The 23436-nt window shown below is 34.0% G+C and carries 25 protein-coding genes; 15 read left to right on the forward strand and 10 right to left on the reverse strand.

Features of this window, described 5'->3' with window-relative positions:
• Positions 1-68 precede the first annotated feature (68 nt).
• From Q0A18_RS10975 to Q0A18_RS10985, 3 genes are all read left to right on the forward strand, one after another.
• Positions 69-560 carry a sigma-70 family RNA polymerase sigma factor gene (locus tag Q0A18_RS10975; protein WP_292010193.1) on the forward strand — a complete coding sequence of 164 codons (492 nt, stop codon included), beginning with the start codon at positions 69-71 and terminating at the stop codon, positions 558-560.
• A complete protein-coding gene (locus tag Q0A18_RS10980) occupies positions 553-1227 on the forward strand; it encodes a beta-carotene 15,15'-monooxygenase (RefSeq protein ID WP_292010194.1) in 675 nt (224 codons plus the stop codon). The genes Q0A18_RS10975 and Q0A18_RS10980 overlap by 8 nt, the downstream gene beginning before the upstream one ends.
• Positions 1228-1297: 70 nt before the next feature.
• The gene (locus Q0A18_RS10985) at positions 1298-2932 is read left to right on the forward strand and encodes an AMP-binding protein (RefSeq protein WP_292010195.1); all 1635 of its coding nucleotides are present in this window, start codon (positions 1298-1300) and stop codon (positions 2930-2932) included.
• A gap of 46 nt (positions 2933-2978) precedes the next feature.
• Here the strand turns inward: Q0A18_RS10985 and rpoN are convergent, their stop codons facing one another.
• From rpoN to Q0A18_RS11000, 3 genes are all read right to left on the reverse strand, one after another.
• Positions 2979-4442: an RNA polymerase factor sigma-54 gene (gene rpoN / locus Q0A18_RS10990; RefSeq protein ID WP_292010196.1), complete on the reverse strand. Its 1464-nt coding sequence runs from the start codon at positions 4440-4442 to the stop codon at positions 2979-2981.
• A gap of 150 nt (positions 4443-4592) precedes the next feature.
• Positions 4593-6041 carry an asparagine--tRNA ligase gene (asnS, locus tag Q0A18_RS10995; protein ID WP_292010197.1) on the reverse strand — a complete coding sequence of 483 codons (1449 nt, stop codon included), beginning with the start codon at positions 6039-6041 and terminating at the stop codon, positions 4593-4595.
• A gap of 142 nt (positions 6042-6183) precedes the next feature.
• A complete protein-coding gene (locus tag Q0A18_RS11000; RefSeq protein WP_292010198.1) occupies positions 6184-6783 on the reverse strand; it encodes a CDP-alcohol phosphatidyltransferase family protein in 600 nt (199 codons plus the stop codon).
• Between the two features lie 104 nt (positions 6784-6887).
• Between Q0A18_RS11000 and Q0A18_RS11005 the strand changes: the two genes are divergently transcribed.
• Positions 6888-7823 carry a helix-turn-helix domain-containing protein gene (locus tag Q0A18_RS11005; protein WP_292010199.1) on the forward strand — a complete coding sequence of 312 codons (936 nt, stop codon included), beginning with the start codon at positions 6888-6890 and terminating at the stop codon, positions 7821-7823.
• 27 nt (positions 7824-7850) lie between these two features.
• Positions 7851-8927 (forward strand): hypothetical protein, encoded by a 1077-nt coding sequence (locus Q0A18_RS11010; RefSeq protein WP_292010200.1) that lies wholly within the window; start codon positions 7851-7853, stop codon positions 8925-8927.
• A gap of 6 nt (positions 8928-8933) precedes the next feature.
• On the opposite strand, the gene rimM is transcribed toward Q0A18_RS11010, so the two are convergent.
• The 4 genes from rimM to Q0A18_RS11030 all read right to left on the reverse strand — a co-directional run bounded on the left by rimM (position 8934) and on the right by Q0A18_RS11030 (position 11250).
• Positions 8934-9476, reverse strand: coding sequence for a ribosome maturation factor RimM (rimM, locus tag Q0A18_RS11015; RefSeq protein ID WP_292010201.1), 543 nt, complete (start codon positions 9474-9476; stop codon positions 8934-8936).
• Between the two features lie 12 nt (positions 9477-9488).
• On the reverse strand, positions 9489-10061 hold the full coding sequence (locus Q0A18_RS11020; protein WP_292010202.1) for a 30S ribosomal protein S16: 573 nt from the start codon (positions 10059-10061) through the stop codon (positions 9489-9491).
• Between the two features lie 158 nt (positions 10062-10219).
• Positions 10220-10732 (reverse strand): nitroreductase, encoded by a 513-nt coding sequence (locus Q0A18_RS11025; RefSeq protein ID WP_292010203.1) that lies wholly within the window; start codon positions 10730-10732, stop codon positions 10220-10222.
• A gap of 68 nt (positions 10733-10800) precedes the next feature.
• Entirely contained in the window at positions 10801-11250 is a 450-nt protein-coding gene (locus Q0A18_RS11030; protein WP_292010204.1) for a hypothetical protein, read from the reverse strand.
• A gap of 175 nt (positions 11251-11425) precedes the next feature.
• Here Q0A18_RS11030 and Q0A18_RS11035 point away from each other — a divergent pair, with 175 nt between their 5' ends.
• Positions 11426-11755 carry a hypothetical protein gene (locus Q0A18_RS11035; protein WP_292010205.1) on the forward strand — a complete coding sequence of 110 codons (330 nt, stop codon included), beginning with the start codon at positions 11426-11428 and terminating at the stop codon, positions 11753-11755.
• The gene (locus tag Q0A18_RS11040) at positions 11748-12020 is read left to right on the forward strand and encodes a hypothetical protein (RefSeq protein WP_292010206.1); all 273 of its coding nucleotides are present in this window, start codon (positions 11748-11750) and stop codon (positions 12018-12020) included. Before Q0A18_RS11035 ends, Q0A18_RS11040 begins: the two co-directional genes overlap by 8 nt.
• Positions 12021-12063: 43 nt before the next feature.
• Here Q0A18_RS11040 and Q0A18_RS11045 read toward each other — a convergent pair whose 3' ends face one another.
• The gene (locus Q0A18_RS11045) at positions 12064-12591 is read right to left on the reverse strand and encodes an SRPBCC family protein (RefSeq protein WP_292010207.1); all 528 of its coding nucleotides are present in this window, start codon (positions 12589-12591) and stop codon (positions 12064-12066) included.
• A gap of 176 nt (positions 12592-12767) precedes the next feature.
• Between Q0A18_RS11045 and Q0A18_RS11050 the strand changes: the two genes are divergently transcribed.
• The 6 genes from Q0A18_RS11050 (at position 12768) to Q0A18_RS11075 (ending at position 17846) form a co-directional block, all read left to right on the forward strand.
• Positions 12768-14780, forward strand: a complete 2013-nt coding sequence (locus tag Q0A18_RS11050) for a M3 family metallopeptidase (protein WP_292010208.1) — start codon at positions 12768-12770, stop codon at positions 14778-14780.
• Between the two features lie 59 nt (positions 14781-14839).
• Positions 14840-15526 carry a hypothetical protein gene (locus Q0A18_RS11055; RefSeq protein WP_292010209.1) on the forward strand — a complete coding sequence of 229 codons (687 nt, stop codon included), beginning with the start codon at positions 14840-14842 and terminating at the stop codon, positions 15524-15526.
• Between the two features lie 55 nt (positions 15527-15581).
• Positions 15582-16166 (forward strand): O-methyltransferase, encoded by a 585-nt coding sequence (locus tag Q0A18_RS11060; RefSeq protein WP_292010210.1) that lies wholly within the window; start codon positions 15582-15584, stop codon positions 16164-16166.
• A gap of 27 nt (positions 16167-16193) precedes the next feature.
• Positions 16194-16394: a YqaE/Pmp3 family membrane protein gene (locus tag Q0A18_RS11065; protein ID WP_292010211.1), complete on the forward strand. Its 201-nt coding sequence runs from the start codon at positions 16194-16196 to the stop codon at positions 16392-16394.
• A gap of 81 nt (positions 16395-16475) precedes the next feature.
• Positions 16476-17432: a bifunctional helix-turn-helix transcriptional regulator/GNAT family N-acetyltransferase gene (locus tag Q0A18_RS11070; RefSeq protein ID WP_292010212.1), complete on the forward strand. Its 957-nt coding sequence runs from the start codon at positions 16476-16478 to the stop codon at positions 17430-17432.
• A 12-nt stretch (positions 17433-17444) separates the two neighbouring features.
• Positions 17445-17846 carry a PaaI family thioesterase gene (locus tag Q0A18_RS11075; RefSeq protein WP_292010213.1) on the forward strand — a complete coding sequence of 134 codons (402 nt, stop codon included), beginning with the start codon at positions 17445-17447 and terminating at the stop codon, positions 17844-17846.
• A 19-nt stretch (positions 17847-17865) separates the two neighbouring features.
• Here Q0A18_RS11075 and Q0A18_RS11080 read toward each other — a convergent pair whose 3' ends face one another.
• Together Q0A18_RS11080 and Q0A18_RS11085 are read right to left on the reverse strand one after the other, a co-directional pair.
• Positions 17866-18879, reverse strand: coding sequence for an NAD-dependent epimerase/dehydratase family protein (locus tag Q0A18_RS11080; protein WP_292010214.1), 1014 nt, complete (start codon positions 18877-18879; stop codon positions 17866-17868).
• Between the two features lie 61 nt (positions 18880-18940).
• The gene (locus tag Q0A18_RS11085) at positions 18941-19516 is read right to left on the reverse strand and encodes a Crp/Fnr family transcriptional regulator (RefSeq protein ID WP_292010215.1); all 576 of its coding nucleotides are present in this window, start codon (positions 19514-19516) and stop codon (positions 18941-18943) included.
• Positions 19517-19619: 103 nt separating this feature from the next.
• Between Q0A18_RS11085 and Q0A18_RS11090 the strand changes: the two genes are divergently transcribed.
• A complete protein-coding gene (locus tag Q0A18_RS11090) occupies positions 19620-21989 on the forward strand; it encodes a TonB-dependent receptor (protein ID WP_292010216.1) in 2370 nt (789 codons plus the stop codon).
• Between the two features lie 215 nt (positions 21990-22204).
• Positions 22205-23404, forward strand: coding sequence for a tyrosine--tRNA ligase (tyrS, locus tag Q0A18_RS11095; RefSeq protein ID WP_292010217.1), 1200 nt, complete (start codon positions 22205-22207; stop codon positions 23402-23404).
• Positions 23405-23436: the final 32 nt, after the last annotated feature.

Below are 23436 nucleotides of genomic sequence, written 5' to 3' on the forward strand. Positions count from 1 at the left end.
TAATATCTTATTACCTGTTCGTCAATTAATGCATTATTATTATCTTCGTGCCACATATATAAGTTAATTTGGATTTCAGGGAAAAAGAATTTGCTCAGCTTATCAAGGATAATCAAGGTTTGATTATCAAAGTATCCCGGCTGTACACTAATTCTCTTGAGGATGAAGAAGATCTGTTTCAGGAGATTGTTTTACAGCTCTGGAAAAGCTATGATTCTTTCAAAGGAAATTCAAAAATTACCACCTGGATGTATCGGGTAGCACTCAACACTGCTATTACACTTTTCAGAAAAAAAAGTAAAAGTCTTCCTACTAACGAATTGGATGTTAACCTCCGGGATTTCGTAGAAGATGATGATGATAAACAGCAACAAATCTCTCTTTTATATACAGTGATTAAAACCCTTCCTAATGTAGAAAGAGCTGTTGTAATGATGTACCTAGATGATTTACCTTACAAGGATATTGCTGAAAACCTCGGAATTACTGAGGTAAATGCGCGCGTAAAAATGAACAGATTAAAGAAAACTCTTAAAGAACAGATGGAAAAATATGCCTGATTTTGATTTAGACAGTTTTAAGAAAACATGGCAGGAACAGCCTGTTCAAAATAAATATGACAATAATGAGATCCTTCAAATGTTGAATAAAAAATCACGTAATTACGTGAAATACATTTTTTGGATCAGTGTAATTGAATTTTTATTCTTCACTATTATTGGATCATTTTACGTTCTTCAGGGAAAAGAATCGAATAGCTTTCTCAATGTTCTGGAAAAATTGGGGGCTCAGAAAACTCCTGAATTGGAGAGTTCCTTTGACCATATCTTTCTGGCTTTAAAAATCATCAGCCTATCTGTCACAGCTTACTTTATTTATCAGTTCTATCAAAACTACCGTAAAATAAAAATCGAAGAGAATTTAAAAGCTTTTATCACTAAAATCATACGCTTTAAGAAAACAGTCAATGCTTTCATTCTGATCAATATTGCCTTATTGATTGCTTTTACAGGTATTTTTACAGTATTTATTTTTTATATCTTAAACACTCAGCATATAGAAGTGACCAATTCCAGCCTTATAGGATTTCTGATAGGTATTGTTGTAGCGACAGGTTTAAATGTTTTATTGGTATGGCTTTATTATAAGCTGGTTTATGGAATTATTATGAGAAAGCTGGATAAAAACCTGAAACAGTTAAAAAATATTGATATTCAGGAAAATTAATTCAATAGAGGGTGACTCCTAAAGATTTATTTGCTAATTTTAATTATCCAAATAAAATCAATCTTTCATTATGGCATTAGCTTATGTGTCTGGAGCTTCAGATATTCCCCTACTAGGACAAACTATTGGAAATAATTTAAAAAATACAGCAGAAAAATATCCCGATCAGGATGCATTAATTTGCGTACATCAAAATTACAGGGCAACTTATAAAGAATTTTACGATCAGACCACAGCAGTTGCCAAAGCATTAATTTACCTCGGAGCAGAAGCCGGTGACAGGATCGGGATCTGGGCATCCAACCGGTATGAATGGGTTTTACTACAATATGCCACAGCGAGGATTGGCACTATTCTCGTAAATATCAATCCGGCATCCCGGACCCATGAACTGACTTATGTTCTTAACCAATCGGAAGTAAGATTTATCTTTTCTTCTTTACAATTTAAGACCAGTAACTATAAAGAAATGGTAGAATATGCCAAAGAGGTCTGCCCTTCTCTTGAAGAAGAATTTTTTTTCGATTATAACTGGGATTCTTTTTTAAAAGATGGAGAAGAGATTTCTGACCAAATATTGAATGAATTTGAAGAAAAAGTACAGTTCGATGACGCAGTTAACATACAATATACATCCGGAACTACAGGCTTTCCGAAAGGAGTTACGCTATCCCATCATAATATATTGAATAATGGATATTTCATCGGTATACGCCTGAAATACACTGAAAAGGACAGGGTATGCATTCCAGTGCCTTTCTACCATTGTTTCGGAATGGTCATCGGAAATATGGCCTGTACTTCTCATGGTGCCTGCATGGTCATTCCTAATGATAATTTCGATCCCGATATCACCCTGAAAGTAGTTTCAGAAGAAAAATGTACTTCCTTATACGGAGTGCCCACTATGTTTATTGCAGAGTTAGCATCTAAAAATTTCGATTCTTATGATTTTTCAACGTTAAGGACAGGTGTAATGGCAGGATCTGTATGTCCACCGGAAATCATGAAAAAGGTAGAAAACCTTATGAATATCAAAGAAATGAGTATTTGTTACGGAATGACAGAAACATCTCCGGTTTCCACTCAGACTTTGATCGGGACTCCACTTGAAAAACAGGTAAGCACAGTAGGAACTGTTCAGGATCATCTGGAAATAAAAATTATTGATGAAAATGGAAAAATTATTGAAAGAGGAGAACATGGAGAACTCTGTACCCGAGGATATTCTGTTATGCTAAAATATTGGAATGATCCGGAAAACACCAAAAAGGTACTGGACAGTGCCCGATGGATGCATACCGGAGACATGGCAGTCATGGATGAGGATGGTTATATTACAATTTCAGGAAGAATAAAGGACCTTATTATCCGTGGAGGGGAAAATATTTCTCCAAAAGAAATCGAAGACTTTTTATACGCATATCCTAATATCCTTGATGTTCAAATCATCGGTGTTCCAAGTGAAAAATTTGGTGAAGAAGTAATGGCGTGGATCAAAGTAAGAAAAGGCTTTAATGTTTCTGAAGAAGAATTATTAGAATATTGCAAAGGAAAAATTGCCCATTATAAAGTTCCTAAATTCTGGAAATTTGTCGATGAATTTCCTATGACCATTTCAGGAAAAATAAGAAAGGTTGAAATGCGGGAAATTTCTATTCAGGAATTGGGTTTAGAAAGTTTTAAGCACCGTTCAGGACAATAAATAAAAAAGCATTTCGTTTTGAAATGCTTTTTTATTTTTATAATTCTTATAACTCTTTTCTCAGCCTTGCAACCGGAATATTCAGTTGTTCTCTGTATTTTGCGATAGTTCTTCTGGCGATATTGTATCCCTGCTCTTTTAAGATAACAACCAGGGCATCATCCGTTAGAGGTTTTCTCTTATTCTCTTTATCAATTACTTCCTGAAGATGGGTTTTAATCTCCTTAGTCGAAACTTCTTCTCCATCATCATTGGTAAGGCTGTCCGAGAACAGATCTTTAAGGTAAACAATTCCATTAGGCGTATCAGCATATTTACTTTTTACTACTCTGGAAATAGTTGAAATATCAAAACCTGTGATGTCAGCAACATCCTTCAGAATCATTGGTTTTAATGATTTTTCATCTCCGGTAAGGAAATAATCTTTCTGAAATTTTACAATAGCGGTAATAGTCTGCAATAATGTATTCTGACGTTGATTAATGGCATCAATATACCATTTTGCCGCATCCAGCTTTTGTTTAATAAATAATGCTGCCTGCTTATGTTCTGCAGAATTTTTATCATGTGAATAGGTCGATAAAATATCTTTATATTCTTCAGAAACTCTTAAAGTGGGAGCATTTTTACTATTCAATAGAGGAACAACCTGTCCGTCTTTTACCTGAATAACAAAATCCGGAATAATCTCCTGATTAATGGTGATCGTCTGTGTATCAAAATTACCCCCTACTTTCGGAGATAATTTGGAGATTTCTTCCAATGCATCTTTCAGGTCTTCTTCCTCAATATCATACTTCTGTATGATTTTATTATAATACTTATTTGTTAAAGCATCAAATTGGTGTCTCAGAATATTGGCAGCCAATGAAACTGCTTTATCTGAACTCACCTTTTTTTCAATCTGTAAAAGAAGACATTCCTGTAACCCTCTGGCACCAACCCCTGACGGATCTAACTTTTGTATATAGTTTTCGAGAATATCTTCAACTTTCTCTTTGGTGGTATAAATCCCCTGTGAAAAAGCAAGATCATCTACAATAGATTTAATTTCCCTTCTCAGATATCCATCTGTATCTAAATTCCCGATAATATATTCTGCAATTTTTACATCTTCTTCACTGATGTTAATAAGGTGTATCTGCTCCAAAAGATAATCATACAGTGACTGGCCTTCCGTTAAGAGGCTTTCATTATCGAACTCTTCGTCATCCGGCGAATAATTACTCGATGCTGTCTTATAGCTGGGCTCATCATCATAAAGGTATTCATTAACATCAAAGTCTGTTTCAATACTTTCTGTTCCCTCACTTTCATAAGCATCTTCCAAAGAGGAATACTCATCATCTTTGGACTCTTCCTTTACAATTTCCAAAGCAGGGTTCTCTTCCAGCTCTCTCTCCAGTTCCTCTTCAAATTCCAATGTATGAAGCTGAATCAGCTTCATTAACTGAATCTGTTGAGGAGCTAACTTCTGTCCTAATTTGAGTTGTAAGTGTTGTTTAAGCATATTATAATATACATCTATCCCACGAATTTAATAAAATTCTCCGAGAAAAATAACATTTAGCACGATTTTTGCTTTAGTTAACATAATGTAATAAACTATTGAAAAATAAAAAAAGCCTTCAACCATTGTCGAAGGCTTTTTTTTATATTATTAAAACTCTGCGCTTTTGGGTGTTCTTGGGAAAGGAATTACATCTCTGATATTGGTCATTCCTGTAACAAAAAGTACCAATCTTTCCAATCCTAATCCAAATCCTGCATGTGGAACTGAGCCGAATTTACGGGTATCCAGATACCACCATAACTCATGCTCATCGACATGCATATCTGCCATTTTCTGTTTCAAAACATCTAATCTGGCCTCTCTCTCTGAACCTCCGATAATCTCACCGATTCCAGGGAATAACACATCCATTGCTGCAACCGTTTTATTATCTTCATTCAGCTTCATATAGAATGCTTTGATCTCTTTCGGATAATCAAATAAAACTACCGGGCATTCAAAATGTTTTTCAACTAAATATCTTTCATGCTCAGACTGTAGGTCTGTTCCCCATTTTTCAACAGGATAAACAAATTTTCCTTTTTTATTCTCTTTTGAATTCAGAAGAATTTCAATAGCTTCCGTATAGCTTACTCTTTTAAAGCGTTTAGTAATTACATTCTGAAGTTTTTCCAACAATCCTTCTTTTGCTCTTTCTTTCTCAGGTTTTGTCTTCTGTTCTTCTGCAAAACGTTTATCTAAGAATTCGAGATCATCTTTACAGTTATCCAGAACGTATTGGATCACGTATTTAAGAAAATCTTCTGCTAAATCGATATTATCTTCCAAGTTGTTAAATGCCACTTCCGGCTCAACCATCCAGAATTCTGCAAGGTGACGTGTCGTATTGGAGTTTTCCGCACGGAAAGTAGGTCCGAATGTATAAATCCTCCCTAATCCCATAGCAGCAGTTTCCCCTTCCAGCTGCCCTGAAACGGTAAGGTTAGTCTTTCTTCCGAAGAAGTCCTGTGCAAAATCAATCTCTCCTTCTTCTGTCCTTGGAATATTATTCAAATCAAAGTTGGTAACCCCAAACATCTCTCCTGCTCCTTCTGCATCCGCTCCTGTAATGACAGGTGTATTGATATAGAAAAACTGGTTTTTGTTAAAAAATGAATGTATGGCAAAACTGATGGCATGACGCACTCTGAAAACAGCTCCAAATAAATTGGTTCTGAATCTTAAATGAGCCTGTTCACGAAGTTTCTCCAAACTATGTTTCTTTGGCTGAAGAATGGTATTCTGAAGATCCTCCGTAAAGTTATCTCCCAAAATAATAATCTTTTTAGCAATAATTTCGACAGTTTGTCCGGCCCCCTGGCTTTCAACCACCTCTCCCATTACTTTAAGAGATGAAGCCGTACTTATTTTTTTAATAATTTCTTCATCAAAATTTTCGAAATCAACAACTATCTGCAAATTATTAATTGTAGAACCATCATTAAGTGCTATAAAGCGATTCGCACGGAAAGTTCTTACCCAACCGTAAACCGTAATGTCATGATGTAATACCTTTTTGTAATCCTGTAGGATTTCTTTAATCGTCTGCTTTTTCATTTGTTGATTATAAATTTTCGTATAAAAATTGATGTGCAAAGTTACAAAAAAACAGTGCAACTTGATGATTACACTGCTTTGAATTAAAAAATCATTTTATATTCTATTTAAATTCTCATATTCTAATTATAAGTTGGTCATCTTAATTAAAGAAAACTGACTTTTTCCATTGTTTGCCTTTCCTGATTTTCCACGCATGATAAAAACTTGGAACATCATACTGCCATTTTGGAAGTAATAAGATAATAAGAATAACATCGATATGAGATAGCAATCCTAATATTACGGCAAGATAAAACGTCCATCCTGCTTCCTGAAAACCGATCAAATAAGTAAAAGCAACCAATAAACTTACTCCCCACATTTTAGATAAAAAGGCATGAGTACAGGTTTCTTTTCTAAATTTCCATATACTGACTATATAACAAAGGGCTTCCATGATAAAAATAATGAGAATACTTTTCCATTCACTTTTGATCAGTTCAGGGTTTAACCAATAGGCAGCAAAACCTAATGAAAGCCAAAAGACTAAATCTGTCTGACTATCCAATCTTCTTACCTTTTCTGAGGAAACGCCTGATTTACGAGCTATAATTCCGTCAAAAATATCCGTTAATAACCCCATATACATTAATAACAGAATTAAAAACTTAGCTTCAATGTCTTTAAAATATGCTAACACAATAATAATGGGAGCCATGCAAAATCTAATTATTATAAGTAAATATGGAATTGTTTTCATAATTTATTATTTTAAAACTACCTCCCAAAATTATCTGTATAAAAAGCAAAAGCAAATGTGAAAAGGAATTAAAATAAATATTACATTTGTGAAAATCACAAAAGATGTATCAAGACTTATTACTGAGACTAATTCGTAAAAAAATTGGAGATAGATCTTTAAATGACGAAATCTCCAACATTTTGAATATTAGCTATGATGCTGCTCATAGAAGAACTTCTCTAAAAGCAAAATTCAGCTTTGAAGAGGCTTTGAAATTAGCTCATTATTATCAGATCTCTTTAGATCAGTTTTTAAATTCAGACCACCAAATAGTCGTACAAAAAACTTCAGCAGTTAATAAAACTGAAGATTTACAGTCTTTTTTCCAAAATAACCTCAGTGTTTTCGAAAATCTGCCCCTTTCCGATGATATGACTATTTATTATTCAGCAAAGGACATCCCCTTCTTCTATACGCTTTCAGATACATTACTTTCCCGTTTCAAAATATACGTCTGGATAAATCTCCTAAATGCAAAACAGGTTTTTGTCCCTTTCCTACGGTTTTCACCTCCCTCTCTTGAAGCAGACACGAAGGAATTAAGAAAAAAATATGAGGAACAAAACGTTATAGAATTATGGAATGAAATGACTGTTTCCAGTATTTTACAGCAGGTTTCATTTTATTATGATACTCAACTTTTATTAAAAAATGAGGCACAAATTATTCTCGATGAATTAAAGGAATTAATCCAATATATAGAAAACAAAATGGAAAATAACCCTAAGTTTCATTTATATGAAAATGAACTTATGCACCTTTCCAACGATATATTTTTTCATCATCCTCAACAGTCTCTTTTTGCGATTCCTATTAATATGTTCGGGTATATTTTGATCAGTGATGAGAAAACCAACATTGAGGCAAAGAATTATTTTGATCACCAAATTAAAAACTCGAAATCCCTGAATACATCAGGAAACCGTGACAGAAAAATATTTTTCAATAAAATGTTTGATCAGATTGACAGGCTTCGATCTCGGCTAGATTCTATATAAGTCATTATTTCCCAACACAATAACCTTATGAAAAACTTTATTTATTTTCTCTTCTCCGTTTTCATAACCCAATCATGCTATTCTCCAAAAACTAAAGTTGAGAAAGACAAACATCCTGAAATTCCGGAATTTCCTGTCTTTTCAGATCAGGCAGTTGCGGTGAAAAAAGTAATGGAACTTCCTATCTCTCAGAAAGTCAATTTATCCTTCCTTATAAAAGATGAGTATTTTTTTATTTATAATTTCCCAAGAATGGATTCTTATAAAAATAATATCTGTCAGGTATTTATTATTAAAGATGGCAAGCCCATTATTTCCGAGAAATGGAATAATCCCCAAAATATGAACCATCTTGCATTCATAGATGATAAAGGGAATCTCTATGCTGACAACCGGAAATATTTATTTCCCGACTACCGTTATAAAAAGATACTCCCTTTTTACGATATCAATGTTATTCACAAAAAATATGAGGATTCTCTTCATTTAGGTGAGCCGGAAAAGGATTCTCTGGTACTGAAAAAAATAAAAAACGAACAAATCACTTTTCAAAAAAATATATTGGGAAAAATCCATCAAATGCTTGTAGTTCCGGATGAGTACTCTCAAGAGAATAAAAATTATGCAGGATACGGATCTGCTTATCTATGTAATCCTGATCAAAACAATCCTTTCATGCTCTCTTATAATATTTTCAAGAAAATTCAGGATACTACCCCAGAAGAAGGATTGAAAAATACCCCTGAAGACATTGATTCTCTGTATGTACAGATCAGTTCGAAAATAAAAATGTCTCTGCCAGAAAATAATTTCACACAGTCACCTAAGAAAAAGAATATTGATTCCACTTTTTTTAGTATTAAAGACCAGATTGTGTCAGGAAATCAATGGTTCAGTCATGGGAATCATTTTGTAGCTTCCTTCGGATATAATCCGGTCCATACGTATTATTATGATGTACAGTGGAAAGGTAAAACTGTTTTCACGAAAGAAAATCAAACGGAAATAATCATTTTAAACACATTAAAAACCAGTACAGGAAAATATTTTTTGACAGAAAATATAAAAGAGCAGAAATTTCAGGTTTACTTTTTGAAAGAATGAAAATTCTTATTCGTCTTTTTTAGAAGGAACTAAAAAGACATCCATCAATCCTTCAGGCAATTGCATTTTGATGAATTTTTCTTCTCTGTTCACCTCCTGAATCCAATCTTTGATAATAGGAACCACGATTTGTTTTCCCTGCAGATCCAGAATAAAGTAGTTCTGGGCCGTTTGGTCATTTACCGACTGGATTATTCCACAAGTATTATTTTCATTATCAAAGACTGTAAAGCCTATCACTTCGTGATAATAAAATTGTTTTCCGGATAGCTTTGGTAAAGAAGCAAGCGGTAAATAGACATTTTTACCCAAAGACTGATCGACTAATGCTTCAGTAGAATTTTTAAAAGAAATATTGAGAGCATCTAGTTTGCTCCATGATGATTTTTCTACAAAAAAAGGAACCAATAATCCGTTGATTTCAACGAATATTGATTCCAGTTTATTATAAAGTTCGGGTTGGTCTGTATCCAATTTTAGGATAACATTTCCCGAAAGACCATGTCTGCGTGTGATTTTACCTAAAAAGTAGCAATCTTCTTTACGCATAATGGTTGATTCTTAAGCTTCTGTATTCTCTTCAGTTTCAGCAGCAGGTGCTTCTCCTTCAGTAGCAGCTTCTGCAACTTCTTCTTCAGCAGCAGGTGCGTTAGCAGCTTCTTCAGCAGCCTTAGCATCAGCTTCAGCTTTTGCAGCAGCAGTAATTCTAGCTTCATTTACTTTAGCTTCAGCTTCTAATGCAGCTTTTTTAGCATCAGCCTGAGCTTTAGATAATCCATCAACTTTACCTTGTACTTTTGCTTCTTTAGCTTCTAACCAAGCATTGAATCTTTTTTCAGCTTCAGCTTCATCAAAAGCTCCTTTAGCAACACCACCTTGTAAGTGTTTTTTGTAAAGGGCACCTTTATAAGAAAGGATAGCTCTTGCAGTATCAGTTGGCTGAGCTCCGTTGTTTAACCATTGTACAGCAGAATCAACATTTAATTCAATTGTAGCAGGGTTAGTAATAGGATTATAAACTCCTAGCTTTTCAATGAATTTACCATCTCTTCTAGCTCTGGAATCTGCAACCACAATGTGATAGAAAGGTTTTCCTTTTTTACCGTGTCTTTGTAATCTGATTTTTACTGACATAATGTTTGAATTTTTAGGGAACTCGTCCCGGTTAAATATTTAAGTGTGCAAAGATAGATAAAAAATTCTATTTAACCATCTAAAAAGTATAACAATTTAACAATAATAATGTCTCGCCTATTCAGATTAATTATCTGGTCGTTTGGAAATATGATTAATTAATCAATTCTCCCCATATAAAACAATCCCAAACATTTTTGATTTTCTTCAATAGTAAGAGATTCTTTCAGGTAATCCACAATCTGAGGTGAACTCCAGTAACAGCCTATATTATTTGCTGTACAGGTAAGGTACATATTCTGAACGCCCATGGAAACGGCCGCAATTTCTTCCCATTCCGGAACCATTCCGCTAAAATTAACCACTATGGAAATTACAGCATCTGCGTTATTAATCTTAAATCCGATATCCTGATATTTTTTTTCAAGAAAAACCGATTCAGGCTGTGTTGATTTATAGATAGCCTGCATTTCCAAAGCCAACTTGTTCTTCTCTTCACCTTTAAATATTTTAAAACGCCATGGTTTTGTACGTTTATGGTTAGGAGCCAGGACCGCTGAATGTAAAACCTCATCAATGATACGCTGAGGAATCTCATGATCTGTATAATCTTTTGGAAAGATACTTCTCCTTTTTTCTATAATTTCTTTTAAATTTTCTGCTTGATTCATGAAAGCAAAATTACAATATGTAAATTAATACATTGTAAGAAAGATTATTTTTTTATTAAAGCCATTATTTATAAAACCTCAACAATCTGCTGATGGATATTATTGAGAGTAAAGTCATCCCCGGTTTTCATTCCCATCATCTTTTTAGCCATTGGGCTTTCAGAAGAAATAGCATAGAAACGGTCTCCTTCATAGAAAAATTCCCCCAGAGAAACTGAAATATAAAACCTAGCCTTATTGGTTATTACCAAAGACCCTAACTGAACATTCTGTGTAGAAACAGGCAATACTTTCGCCATATTCCGGTGGAGATCATTCAAAGAACCCAGCTGTCTCTGCATCTGGTAGATCTCTTCCTGCATTTCTTCACGCATACTGTCATATTTAGGTGTCTTTTTAATATCTCTGCTTGCTTCCAACGTAAATTCGATAAAGTTTTTAAGCTTTCCGATTTTTTCAGCAATAACGGTTTTTACATAATTTCTTATGTCGTTTTTTACATATGCTGTCTTCTCCATACATCTAATCTTTATATAAAGGTAATATTTTTAAAACAAAAATCTTGCAAAACTCTACCGTTGACAGCCAAATCCTGCCACAATAACTATAAAATAAACTATATCGCATTATTATTTATTTAAAAACAACAATTCATGAAAAAAGAAATCATGGAGAGAATAAAAGAACTGGGAGGTGGCTATAGAAAATTCAAAAGGAGATTCTTTACAGGATACTCTACTGTCCATTACATTTCCTACTGTCCTTTATCCTAAAATGGAAGAAGATGTTTTTTGGGAACATGAAGATGATGACGAACCCATTTATGGGATAGAGGATTTTATCCAAGAAAATAAGGATCTTGCTACAACCGATCAACAGACATTATTTAATAAAATAGAAGAAAAATATTTCCAGATAACAGAAGAAGGATATGGTCAAATGTTTTGGATAGCTGAACCTTTCACTCCATTTAAAGAAGGCTCTACTGATTTCGAAGACATGGAATTCTATCTTTATGGATGACGATGTGGATTTAACAGAAGTTATAAAGCTTACCAATGATAAGAAACCTGATTTCATTTTGTTATTTCACAGCTATGGATTTCCGGATCATTATTTCATATGCCTGAGTGATCCGAATCAGGAAAATCCGACAATTTTTGGTACAGATCATGAAGTATATTTCAGAGAAATTACCCATGAGGTAAATCTAGAAGATTTTTTCAATAATTTCATGACTAAAGATGAACTTTTTGAATTGATAAAAAAAAGAATTCAAACATTATAAAATGAAAGAGCATTATTAATTAATGCTCTTTTCATCAAGATTATTATTCACTTACTTTCTTTAAATCCGCCAGACCCTGATCAAACATTTTTCCCATCTGGCCGTCCATCATAGGCTTCATTAGCTTCATCATGGTATTAAGTTCGTTATCCATACTCCACGTAACTTTTGTACCGTTTCCTTCCGGAGTTAGCATCATATTGATCGTTGCCTCTCCTTCGTAAGGTTTAATAAAATGAATTTCACTTGTGACTTTTTCACCGGGAACAATAGCTGTAATTTTTTGCTCACCCTCTCCTACCTCCTTATTTCCAATCCAATGATAAGAATCTCCTACCTGATCTCCCGCACCCTTATAAGTAATGACGATATTTTTATCAGCTTTTGAAAAGGGATTCCATACATTAAATGCCTGTAAAGAACCCACATTCTGCCAGACTTTTTCTTTGGGTCCATTAATCACTACAGATCTTTCAAAATGATATTTTTTACTAAAAAAGAGTATAGCTACAACAGCATACGCAACGATAAGAAGGATAACGATTCCTATAATTTTCAAAAATGTTTTCATAGTTTTTTGTTTTGAATGTTGAAATCAAAAATAATAATTTCATCAACACCATTACTTCCCTTATGACAAGATTATTTTAACAATAGGGCATTTTTGTCATAAAAGCCCATATAGGCACCATTTTTGAATGGTAAATACTTTCTAAATATTTAAATTTCACATTATAAAAGTTCAATATGACTAGCTTAACAGAAAATTTCAATACCCCATATCATTCAGCGCCATTCAGCAGTATAAAAAATGAAGATTATCTTCCTGCTTTTAAAAAACTGATCCAGGAATCCGAGGAAGAGATCAATACGATTATCAACAATACGGAAGATCCTAATTTTGAAAATGTAATTGAAGCTTTAGCTTACTCAGGAGAAAAGCTTGATGTAGTTTCCAATATATTTTTCAATCTTAATTCTGCAGAAACGAGTGACGAACTTCAAAAGATTGCTCAGGAGGTTTCTCCTATACTGACAGAATATTCTTCAAAAATTTCTCAAAATGAAGCTTTATTTGACAAAATCAAAAAAGTGTATGATAAAAGGGAAGAATATCATCTGAATGAAGAGCAAAAAATGTTACTGGAAGAAACATACAAAGGTTTCGTAAGAAGCGGTGCCCTACTGAATGAAAATGATAAAGAGAAGCTAAAGAAAATCAATATGGATCTTTCTTTAAAGTCTTTGCAGTTCGGACAGAACGCTTTGGCATCCACTAACGCTTACTTTAAGCATATTACCAATAAAACGGATCTGGCAGGAATTCCCGAGCCTATTATTGAACAATATGCAGAAGAAGCCAAGGAAAGAGATCTTAACGGATGGGTAATCACATTGCAATATCCAAGCTATGTTCCTTTTATGACGTATGCTGAAAACCGTGAATTGAGAAAAGAACTGGCTTTAGCCAACGGGAAAAAATCTTTTGACGGAGGGGAATACGACAACCAAGATTTGATTAAAGAGATTATCCTGCTAAAACAACAAAAAGCTGAACTTTTAGGATATAAAAACTATGCAGATTATGTTCTTGAGGAAAGAATGGCAAAATCCCCTTCTAAAGTCCTTGATTTCCTGAATGAACTTCTTACAAAAGCCAAACCTTATGCCGATAAGGAAATCGAAGAATTAAAAGCATTGGCAAAAGCTGACGGTATTGATGAGATGCAAAGCTATGACCATGCTTTTTATGCTGAAAAACTTCGTAAAGAGAAATTTGATCTGAATGATGAAGAATTAAAACCTTATTTCCCGCTTAATCAGGTACAGGATGCCGTTTTCGGATTAGCACAAAAGCTTTTCGGGTTAACATTTGAAGAAAGAAATGACATCCCGAAATACCATGAAGAGGTAAAAACATATGAAGTAAAAGAAAACGGTGAGTATAAAGCTTTGCTGTATGTGGATTATTTCCCGAGAAAAGGGAAAAGAGCCGGAGCATGGATGACCAGCTATAAAAGCCAATATAAAAAAGGGGATGAAAATTCAAGACCTCATATTTCTATTGTCTGTAATTTCAACAAGCCCACTAAAGATACTCCAAGTCTGTTAACTTTCCAGGAAGTGACTACACTATTCCACGAATTCGGACATGCATTACACGGAATGTTAGCCAACACACAATATCCTAACCTGTCCGGAACTTCTGTGAAATGGGATTTTGTTGAGCTACCTTCTCAATTCCTTGAAAACTTCTGCTACGAACCTGAATTCTTGAAAACCTTTGCAAAACATTATCAGACCGGTGAAGTTCTTCCTGATGATAAAATCAAAAAAATTGAGCAATCTAAAAATTTCATGGAAGGATATCAGACATTGAGACAATTAGGTTTTGGATTACTGGATATGAAATATCACACTCAGGTAAGTGATGTAAAAGACATCAAAACTTTTGAAGATGAACAGACTAAAGCGACACAGCTTTATCCTGTAAATCCAGAAACAGCCATGAGCCCTAGTTTCTCCCATATTTTTCAGGGTGGGTATTCTGCAGGATATTATTCTTATAAATGGGCAGAAGTATTGGATGCAGATGCTTTCCAGTATTTTAAAGAAAATGGTATTTTCAATCCTGAAATTGCAGCCAAATACAAAGTTCTTCTTTCTTCCGGCGGTACAAAAGATCCTATGGAATTATATAAAAATTTCAGAGGAAGTGAACCTAAAGTAGAAAGCTTACTAAAAAGAGCTTTTGGATAAAACTTATAAAAAGGAGCTTTTGAAAATTCGGGGCTTCTTTTTTTATAAAGATTTAATTCATGGATAAAGTAATGAATGCCGAATTACTGATTACAAAAGAAGGAAATTTTAATTTCAATAATAATTCTATCATAGTTGATCCAAAAACAATCACTCCGGAAGAATGTGAAAAACTATTATCGGACTGGAAAAGGGGAAAAAGTCAGGGTTTAAATAATGGTTATATCTGGCAAGATTATACAATCTGTTTCGAGAATGAAAATGGTATTTTATCTTTTTGCTTCTATGAAAAAAAACTGGAATGTGTTTCTATCAATGTTTCTTTAAAGGATATAAAACTCATTGACGGATGGCCAACAGAAGAAAGCTCCAGAAAAGAAATATCTTTTATAAAAAAAGCCTTTAAGAAACAATTTAACGGGCAATTACAATACGGGAAACCTTTCCATATTTTTGATAAAAAGGGATTCTCTGCTTCCTGTGGTATTTCCTATAATGAATATATTCAAAAACCATTTTTCACTGTTGAACTTAAAAAGAAAGTAGATTCCAAAACCCATTTTATCAATATTACTGCCAATGGCAGGTCTTTCTATACAAGTCAGGGCATTTTAAATCATCATAATTTATTAATCAGTGATCTTACAGGAGAAAATATTACTTATGACACTCATGAATCTGCCAGAAATAAGGCAGATGAAATTATCTCAGAATATACATTAAAAGGTTTTGACATCCTGAATTAAAAAGAAACAAATACAATTATTTTTTATTGTTTATTTTTATAAAAAATATCTCTATATGAACACCGAACTGAAAAACAAAATCTTAAAATTATATGAAGGATTTAAAGAAGAAGACAATATCAAAGAAAACAGATTAGATCGCTGGAGAAACCTAGAGCCCGAATCTGCAGAATTCATCTCTATCCTCATCCGGAGCCAGCAAAGTAAAAATGTTCTTGAAATCGGAACTTCTAATGGCTTCTCCACTTTATGGCTTTCCGATGCTGTTAAAAGTACAGGCGGCAAACTTATTTCTGTAGAAATTGAGGAATCCAGAACTTTATTGGCTAAAAACAACCTTACCGAATTCGGTCTTATGAATAATGTGGAACTCATTACGGCAGATGCTAAAGATTATCTGGCAAAAACAGCTCCTGTTTTTGATACTATTTTCTTAGATGCTGAGAGAAAATACTATACAGAATACTGGCCGGAACTTAAAAGGTTATTAAGTAAAGACGGTGCTCTGCTCATAGTTGACAATGTCATTTCCCATCAACATCAGGTGGAAGATTTCCAAAATTTAATCATTGAAGATACTGGTTTTACTTCTACTGTAGTAAATGTAGGAAAAGGAATTTTATTGGTAACCAAAAATTAATTTTTTGCTCTTTAAAAATTCACAATCATGTTATTAGCCATATTAGTCCCCTTTCTCTCGTTTATCATACGGGGGAAAATCCTGACCGGAATTATTTGTTTTATTTTACAAATTACATTAATCGGCTGGCTTCCTGCTGCAATATGGGCTGCCCTATCCTTAAACAATGAAAGAGCCAATAAACGGAATGATAAGTTAATAAAAGCGATCAGGGAAAATAAAAATTAAGATTTTAGAGGTTATTTATTTGCATGTTTTATTTATCCTTATTACATTTGCATAACCAGTTATATAATTAATTTTATAATAATGAATATATTTGACAAAACCGGAAAAATGGCGTTAGGAAGCCGCCTTAGAGTTTTAACCACTAAAATGACTGAAGATGCAGCACAAATATATGATCTGTATGATAATTTTAATTTTTCTCCAAAATGGTTTCTTGCCTTCTTTATTTTAGCCGAGGAAGGAGAAAAAACAATTACAGAATTAGCGGAAGAAATCGGACATTCCCAGCCTTCAGTTACTAAAATTATAAAAGAAATGACTAAAGCAGGGCTTGTTCAGAATCTTGCTTCAGAGGATAAAAGAAGAAACTTGGTTGGGCTCACAGAAAAAGGCAATGAAATCTCAAAGAGGATCAAAGTTCAATGCAAAGATATTGATACAGCTGTAGAAAAACTATTGGAAGAAGCCACTCATAATTTATGGGAAGCCGTAGAAGAATGGGAGCTGTTGTTAGAGCAGAAGTCATTGTTCAAAAGAGTTCAAACCGAAAAAAAACTGAGAGAAAGTAAAGATGTAAAAATCATTGAATATCAGCCTCAATATCAGGAAGCTTTTAAAGAATTGAATAAAGAATGGATTTCCAACTATTTTAAAATGGAAGAAGCCGATTATAAAGCTTTAGATCATCCCAAAGAATATATTCTGGATAAAGGCGGCAAAATCCTCATCGCCCTCTACAACGATGAACCTATAGGCGTTTGCGCCCTCATCAGAATGAATGATCCCGATTATGATTACGAAATGGCAAAAATGGCTGTTTCTCCTAAGGCTCAGGGCAAGAACGTAGGATGGCTTCTTGGGCAGGCGATCATTAATAAAGCAAAAGAATTAGGAGCTTCTAAACTTTTTCTGGAAAGTAACACAATCCTGGAACCGGCTATTAATCTTTATTATAAAATGGGATTCCAAAAGATTTTTGGACGCACTTCCCCATATGAACGCTGTAACATACAAATGGAGTTAGACCTCAATAAATAAAATCACACTATCATGTACGAAAGAATACAACAAAGTTTCGAAAAGCAAGGGTTAATGAAAACCCTGAACGCAAGATTAGAAGAGGTAAAGGAGGGAGAAGTTAAAATCAGTTGTTTATTTTCTGAAGGTCTGACCCAGCAACATGGATTTTTCCATGCAGGTGTAACCACCAGTATTGCAGACAGTGCCTGTGGATATGCTGCATTGACTATGATGCCGGAAGAAACTGAGGTATTAAGTGTAGAATTTAAAATTAATCTATTAAAACCAGCTCATACTGACCGACTGGTTGCTGTAGGAAAAGTTTTACAATCAGGAAAAAGACTAACCATCACCGAAGGGTATGTTTATGATGCTTCAGAAGAAAAGCTGATTGCCAAAATGACCGCTACTATGATTGCCGTGCAGAAATAAAAAGAGGCTTTTAAGCCTCTTATACTAACAATTCTGCATGCTTCATTAAATAATCAAAGGCTTCCTTCAAGGCTTCTTCCGGACTTTTAGGATTAAAACCTAATTCTTTTCTGGATTTAGAAATATCAAAATTCTGCTGTAATCCTGAGAACATCGAGATATCTTTTCTTGTCAATACAGGAGCCTGTCCTTTTAATTTTGCAGAAAATTCCATGATACCGGCAATAGCATATAATATCGGCTTAGGAACTGAGCCTGGAACCTTTAATTTCAATTCAGGATATAACTTACCGGCATAAGCTGTAGTATCGGTAATCGTCATACACTTTTCATTGGCCAAAATATACCGTTCTCCACTACGTCCTTTTTGAGCTGCCAGATAACACCCTTCCGCCACATCTTTTACATCAATCCAGTTCAAAGTGATTTTTGTATCCATGGGAATCTGTTTATTGAGAATCAGTTTTAAAACTCCGTAAGAAACATTCAAAGGAAGAAAAGCTTCACTGCCAATCATTGCTGCCGGCATGATAGAAACGAGTTCAACTCCCAGTTGCTTTGCCAGCTCAAATGCCAATTTCTCTCCGTCATTTTTTGAGTTATAATACATATCTCGTCGGTCCGGATTATAACCGTTACTCTCTTTTGTAGGCAAGTTAGTATAATCTAAAGCCGCAATAGAGCTTACATATACTATTCTTTTGACTCCGGCTTCAGCAGCAGCTTCTATAGTATTACGGGTTCCTTCTATATTAACATCATAAATTTCTTTTTTAGGATCTTTGGCCCATAATTTAAATGAAGCTCCTACTGCATAAAAAGTTTCCACTCCCTGTAATGCTTTCACAAAAGAAGCTTTATCTGTAATATCAGCCTGAACCACTTCACAGTCTAATCCTTCAAAGGGTTTTTTATTATTAATATTTCGTACTGTTGCCCGAACGGAAATGTTTTGCTGAAGTAAAAATCTAACTAAATTATTCCCTAAATGCCCATTGGCTCCTGAAACTAAACTCAAATTTTCCTGTATCATCTTTTTTACATTTTAATGATACAAATTTCCGGCTGTTTGTTCCGGATCCACTTGACTTTTGTTAGTTAATTAGTTTTCTTCGGATCCTACTCAGACTTTCAGGTTTCATTCCCAAAAATGAAGCAATATATTGGACAGGAACATTCTGAATGATATCCGGATAAGTTTTAAGAAATTCGAGATACCTTTGTTCCGCGCTTAAAGTAGAAAGCTCTTTAGCCCTTTCTTCATGATAAATGATAGACTCCTGAAAGACATGTATGCTGAAATTTTTCATAGAGCTACTTAGTTTGGTAAATGCCTCAAGATTTTCTTTAGAAATTCTTAATAATTCACATTCCGTAATACATTCCACATTCTCTTCAGACTTCTTTTGATTGATAAAATTGGAATAGGAAGTAAAAAATCCCGGAGGACAGTTAATATGTGTAGTCACTTGATCACCATTCCTGTTATAATGAAACAAACGCATATATCCTGAAACGATATAATATAAATATTTCGGCACTTCCCCTTCTTCTTCGATAACGGTATTCTTAGGATAACTAACCGGTTCAAAATAATGCCTGATCATTTCAATTTCAGCTGAATTGAAATCATGAATCGACTGTGCAAATTTCAAAAGTTTATCATGCATTGTTGAGGGGTATAAAGATCTTTTTCAAATTTAAGAAAAAAGAAAAAAGTCAGTGGATGTAATATTTTTCTCTTTTGAAATGTCCTAATAAAAAATATAATATATGAACCGAAGAATAGTTATTCTTTTAGCATTGGTTTCCTCTTCTTTTTTATATTCGCAAAGTATCGAAGGAATCATTACAAACCAAACCCACCAGCCCGTCACCGAAACAGAAATAATCCTTACAAAAGACAATAACAAATTCACTGCTATCAGCGATGAAAAAGGAGGATTCAGAATCCCTCTCAAAGAAAACGGAGATTATCTGTTAGAAATTATAAAAGACGGTATCACTACCAAAAGTGAAAAAATATCAGTCAAAGGGAATATTCAAAAAAATATAGAAATTAAAGAAGCCGCTGCTCCTGAAGAACAGAAAATAGAAGGTGTCACCATTACAGCAAAGAAAAAATTATTTGAACGAAAAGTAGACAGGTTGGTTTTTAATGTCGAAAACTCCGTTGCTTCACAAGGAATTGATGTTGTTGAAGCCTTATCAAAAACCCCCATGGTAAGAGCTACCGACGATGCCATTTCTATTGCCGGAAAAAGCAATGTCGCCGTTATGATCAATGACAGACTTCTTAATCTTTCAGGACAGGAATTAATTAATTATTTAAAAACACTCCGTTCTGACGATATTGCCAAAATAGAGGTAATCACTACTCCACCTGCCAAATATGAAGCGGAAGGAAAAAGCGGACTCATCAATATCATCCTTAAGAAAAACACCAATTTAGGATGGAACGGTTCATTACAGACTTCCGGAAGTTATTATTATAACAGACCTACTGTTTCTACAAGAAGCGGTGCCAGCTTTAATTATCAGGGAAACAAATTATCTTTAAGCGCCAACCTTTCCGCAGGAGATAATTATTGGGAAAACAAAAGCTATAACTACATTACCGGGGCAAATAATTACTGGAATACGGATAGTAAAAATTCGAATAACTATAAATACAAAGGGGGAAATCTGAAAAGTGAATATAAAATCAATGACAAGAATCTTGTCGGTATTAACTATAATTACTCATTCAGTAATCCATTGGAAAAGGCTGAAAACACTACTTCTATTATGAATGAAACCGGAACATTGGATTTATCTTCCGATGCAAGTAATAAAAACCGGCGAAACGTACATAATGCAAGTGCATTCTATGATTTAAAACTGGATTCCGCAGGAAGTAAATTAAGTTTGTCGGCTAATCTTATGATTAATAATTCCAATGCCCGTAATTTTTATAATACCATTACTACAGAAACGGTTTCCACTTTTGCCAATCCGATCAGTAAATACAGAATTTATTCCGGGCAGGCTGATTTAGAAAAAAACTTTTCTAAAATAAAAGCAGAAGCGGGCTTAAAATACACCAGAATTAAAAACGACTCAGAGTTCAATTTCTTCAACATAGAAAACGGGCAATACCTTCTCAATACAGACCGTACCAATACTTTCTTTTACAATGAGGAAAATTATGCAGCGTATGCTTCTGCTAATTTTAAAATTAATGATAAATGGGATGCCAAAGTAGGTCTTCGTTACGAATATACCAACCTTGAAGGAATTTCAATGAATGATGATTCTTCAGCAAGAATCAAATACGGAAAGCTGTTTCCTACTGCTTATGTAAGTTATAAAGCTGATGACGACAATACTTTCTCCATAAACTATTCAAGAAGGATTACCAGACCTTATTTCGGAAATTTAAATCCTTTTAAATATTATACCTCAGAATTCGAATACAGTACCGGAAACCCTTATCTTTTACCTTCTTTCTCCGATAATTTTGAGCTTGGATATGTCCTGAAAAGTAATTTCAGTGTTACTTTATATTACAATTACAATAAGGATAACTGGGATAGAATCCAGGTCGTAGAAGACAATTTAAAATATAGCATTGTAAAAAATTTTTATAATGAACATCAGGCCGGAGTTAATGTAAACTATAACTATAACAAATTGAAATGGCTGGAGTCTAATATTTTTGTGAATGGTTTTTATGCGAAATCCAAGTCTTATGATCCTGAAACATTAGCTGCACCAGCGGGATACGGAGCTAACTTTAACATGGATAATAACTTCTTCCTTAATAAAGATAAGACGTTTACTTTTATGCTTGGATTCTGGGGTAATATACCAAACAGAAGCGGAAATACTTATTTCAATGGAAATGCTTCCGTTTACACAGGAATAAAACTGAATTTAATGCAAAAAAATCTGATGATCAACCTTTATATGAATGATGTATTCAATACCAACCGTTCAAAAGGAACAGAATACTACCCTGATTACAATGCAGAATACTATTACAAAGGAATTACAAGAAATGCCTATCTGTCTGTTACCTACAAATTCGGAAACAATAATATAAAAGGAGCTACCAAACAGGTAAAATTTGAAGAATCAAACCGAGCAGGTGGCGGAAATTAATATATAACCTTCATATCAATTAAAACTCTTACCTTTGTAAAGCTAATGAAGCATTTGAACAACATATTACGTCTTCCTTTCTTCAGTGAATATTATTACCCGTTCTATCGTTCGGGAAGACCTTCATAGCTATCATTCAATAAGGAAAATCTTATATAATCATAGAGCCCGGACAATAAATGTCCGGGCTTTTTTGCATTTAAAAAATTTAAACAATGATCAATACATTAAAAGAAAACGTAGAAATTATTCTTCCGGAAAATGGTTTGGAACAGAAGCTCCAGCAAGCCCGGGAAGAAAACAGAAAACTAAGCATTAAACTGGGTTTTGATCCAACAGCTCCCGACCTGCATCTGGGACATGCTGTAGTATTGAAAAAACTAAAACAGTTTCAGGAACTGGGACATCAGATTATTATTGTTGTAGGTAGCTTTACTGCGAGAATCGGAGATCCTACCGGAAAAAATAAAGCCAGGAAACCTTTAAGCATAGATGATGTCCAGCATAATGCTCAAACGTATATCGATCAGCTATCCAAAGTAATTGATATTGAAAAGACTGAAATAGTTTTCAATTCCGAATGGCTGGATACCCTAAACTTTTCAGAAGTGATCAAGCTTTTATCAAAAGTTACAGTAGCCCAATTAATGCACAGGAATGATTTCAATAAAAGATTTACAGAAAACACGCCTATTGCCATGCATGAATTGGTTTATCCTATTTTACAAGGATTCGATTCCGTAAAAATTGAATGTGATATCGAAATGGGTGGAACAGACCAACTTTTCAACTGTACTATGGGAAGACAGTTACAGGAAATCTATTTGATGCCTCCACAAATTGTGATGTGTATGCCTTTACTTAAGGGACTGGACGGAAAAGAGAAAATGAGTAAATCCCTGAACAATATCATCGGATTAACGGATGAACCTAATGAAATGTTCGGAAAAACGATGTCTATCCCTGACAGCCTCATACAAGAGTTTATTAACTTGACAACCAATTTTTCATTTGAAGAAAAGCAGAAGTTACAATTAAAAATAGAAAATGGAGAAAATCCAATGAGTATCAAAAAGCTGATCGCTAAAAATATCATCACCCAATACCATGATAAGGAAGCTGCGGAAGCTGCAGAACAATTCTTCATCAATCAGTTTCAGAATAAAAGTTTTGAGGAAAAAGTATTCGAACCGATTTCCATTGATTCTTTACGGCATAATCAGAATAAAATCATTCTGGTAGAACTGTGCCACCAACTTAAAAATGAACTCAGCAAATCTGCAGTGAGAAGATTAATCGAAAGTGGTGGAGTCCAGATCAATGATCATAAGAAAACTGAAGTGAATGAAGAAATTGAACTGGTCAGACAAACCAAAATAAAGATTGGAAAAAGAGCTTTTTTTGAACTGTTATAAAACTGTTTTATATATAAAAGTCCGATCTATAC

Source organism: Chryseobacterium sp., assembly GCF_022712095.1.
Taxonomy (GTDB): domain Bacteria; phylum Bacteroidota; class Bacteroidia; order Flavobacteriales; family Weeksellaceae; genus Chryseobacterium.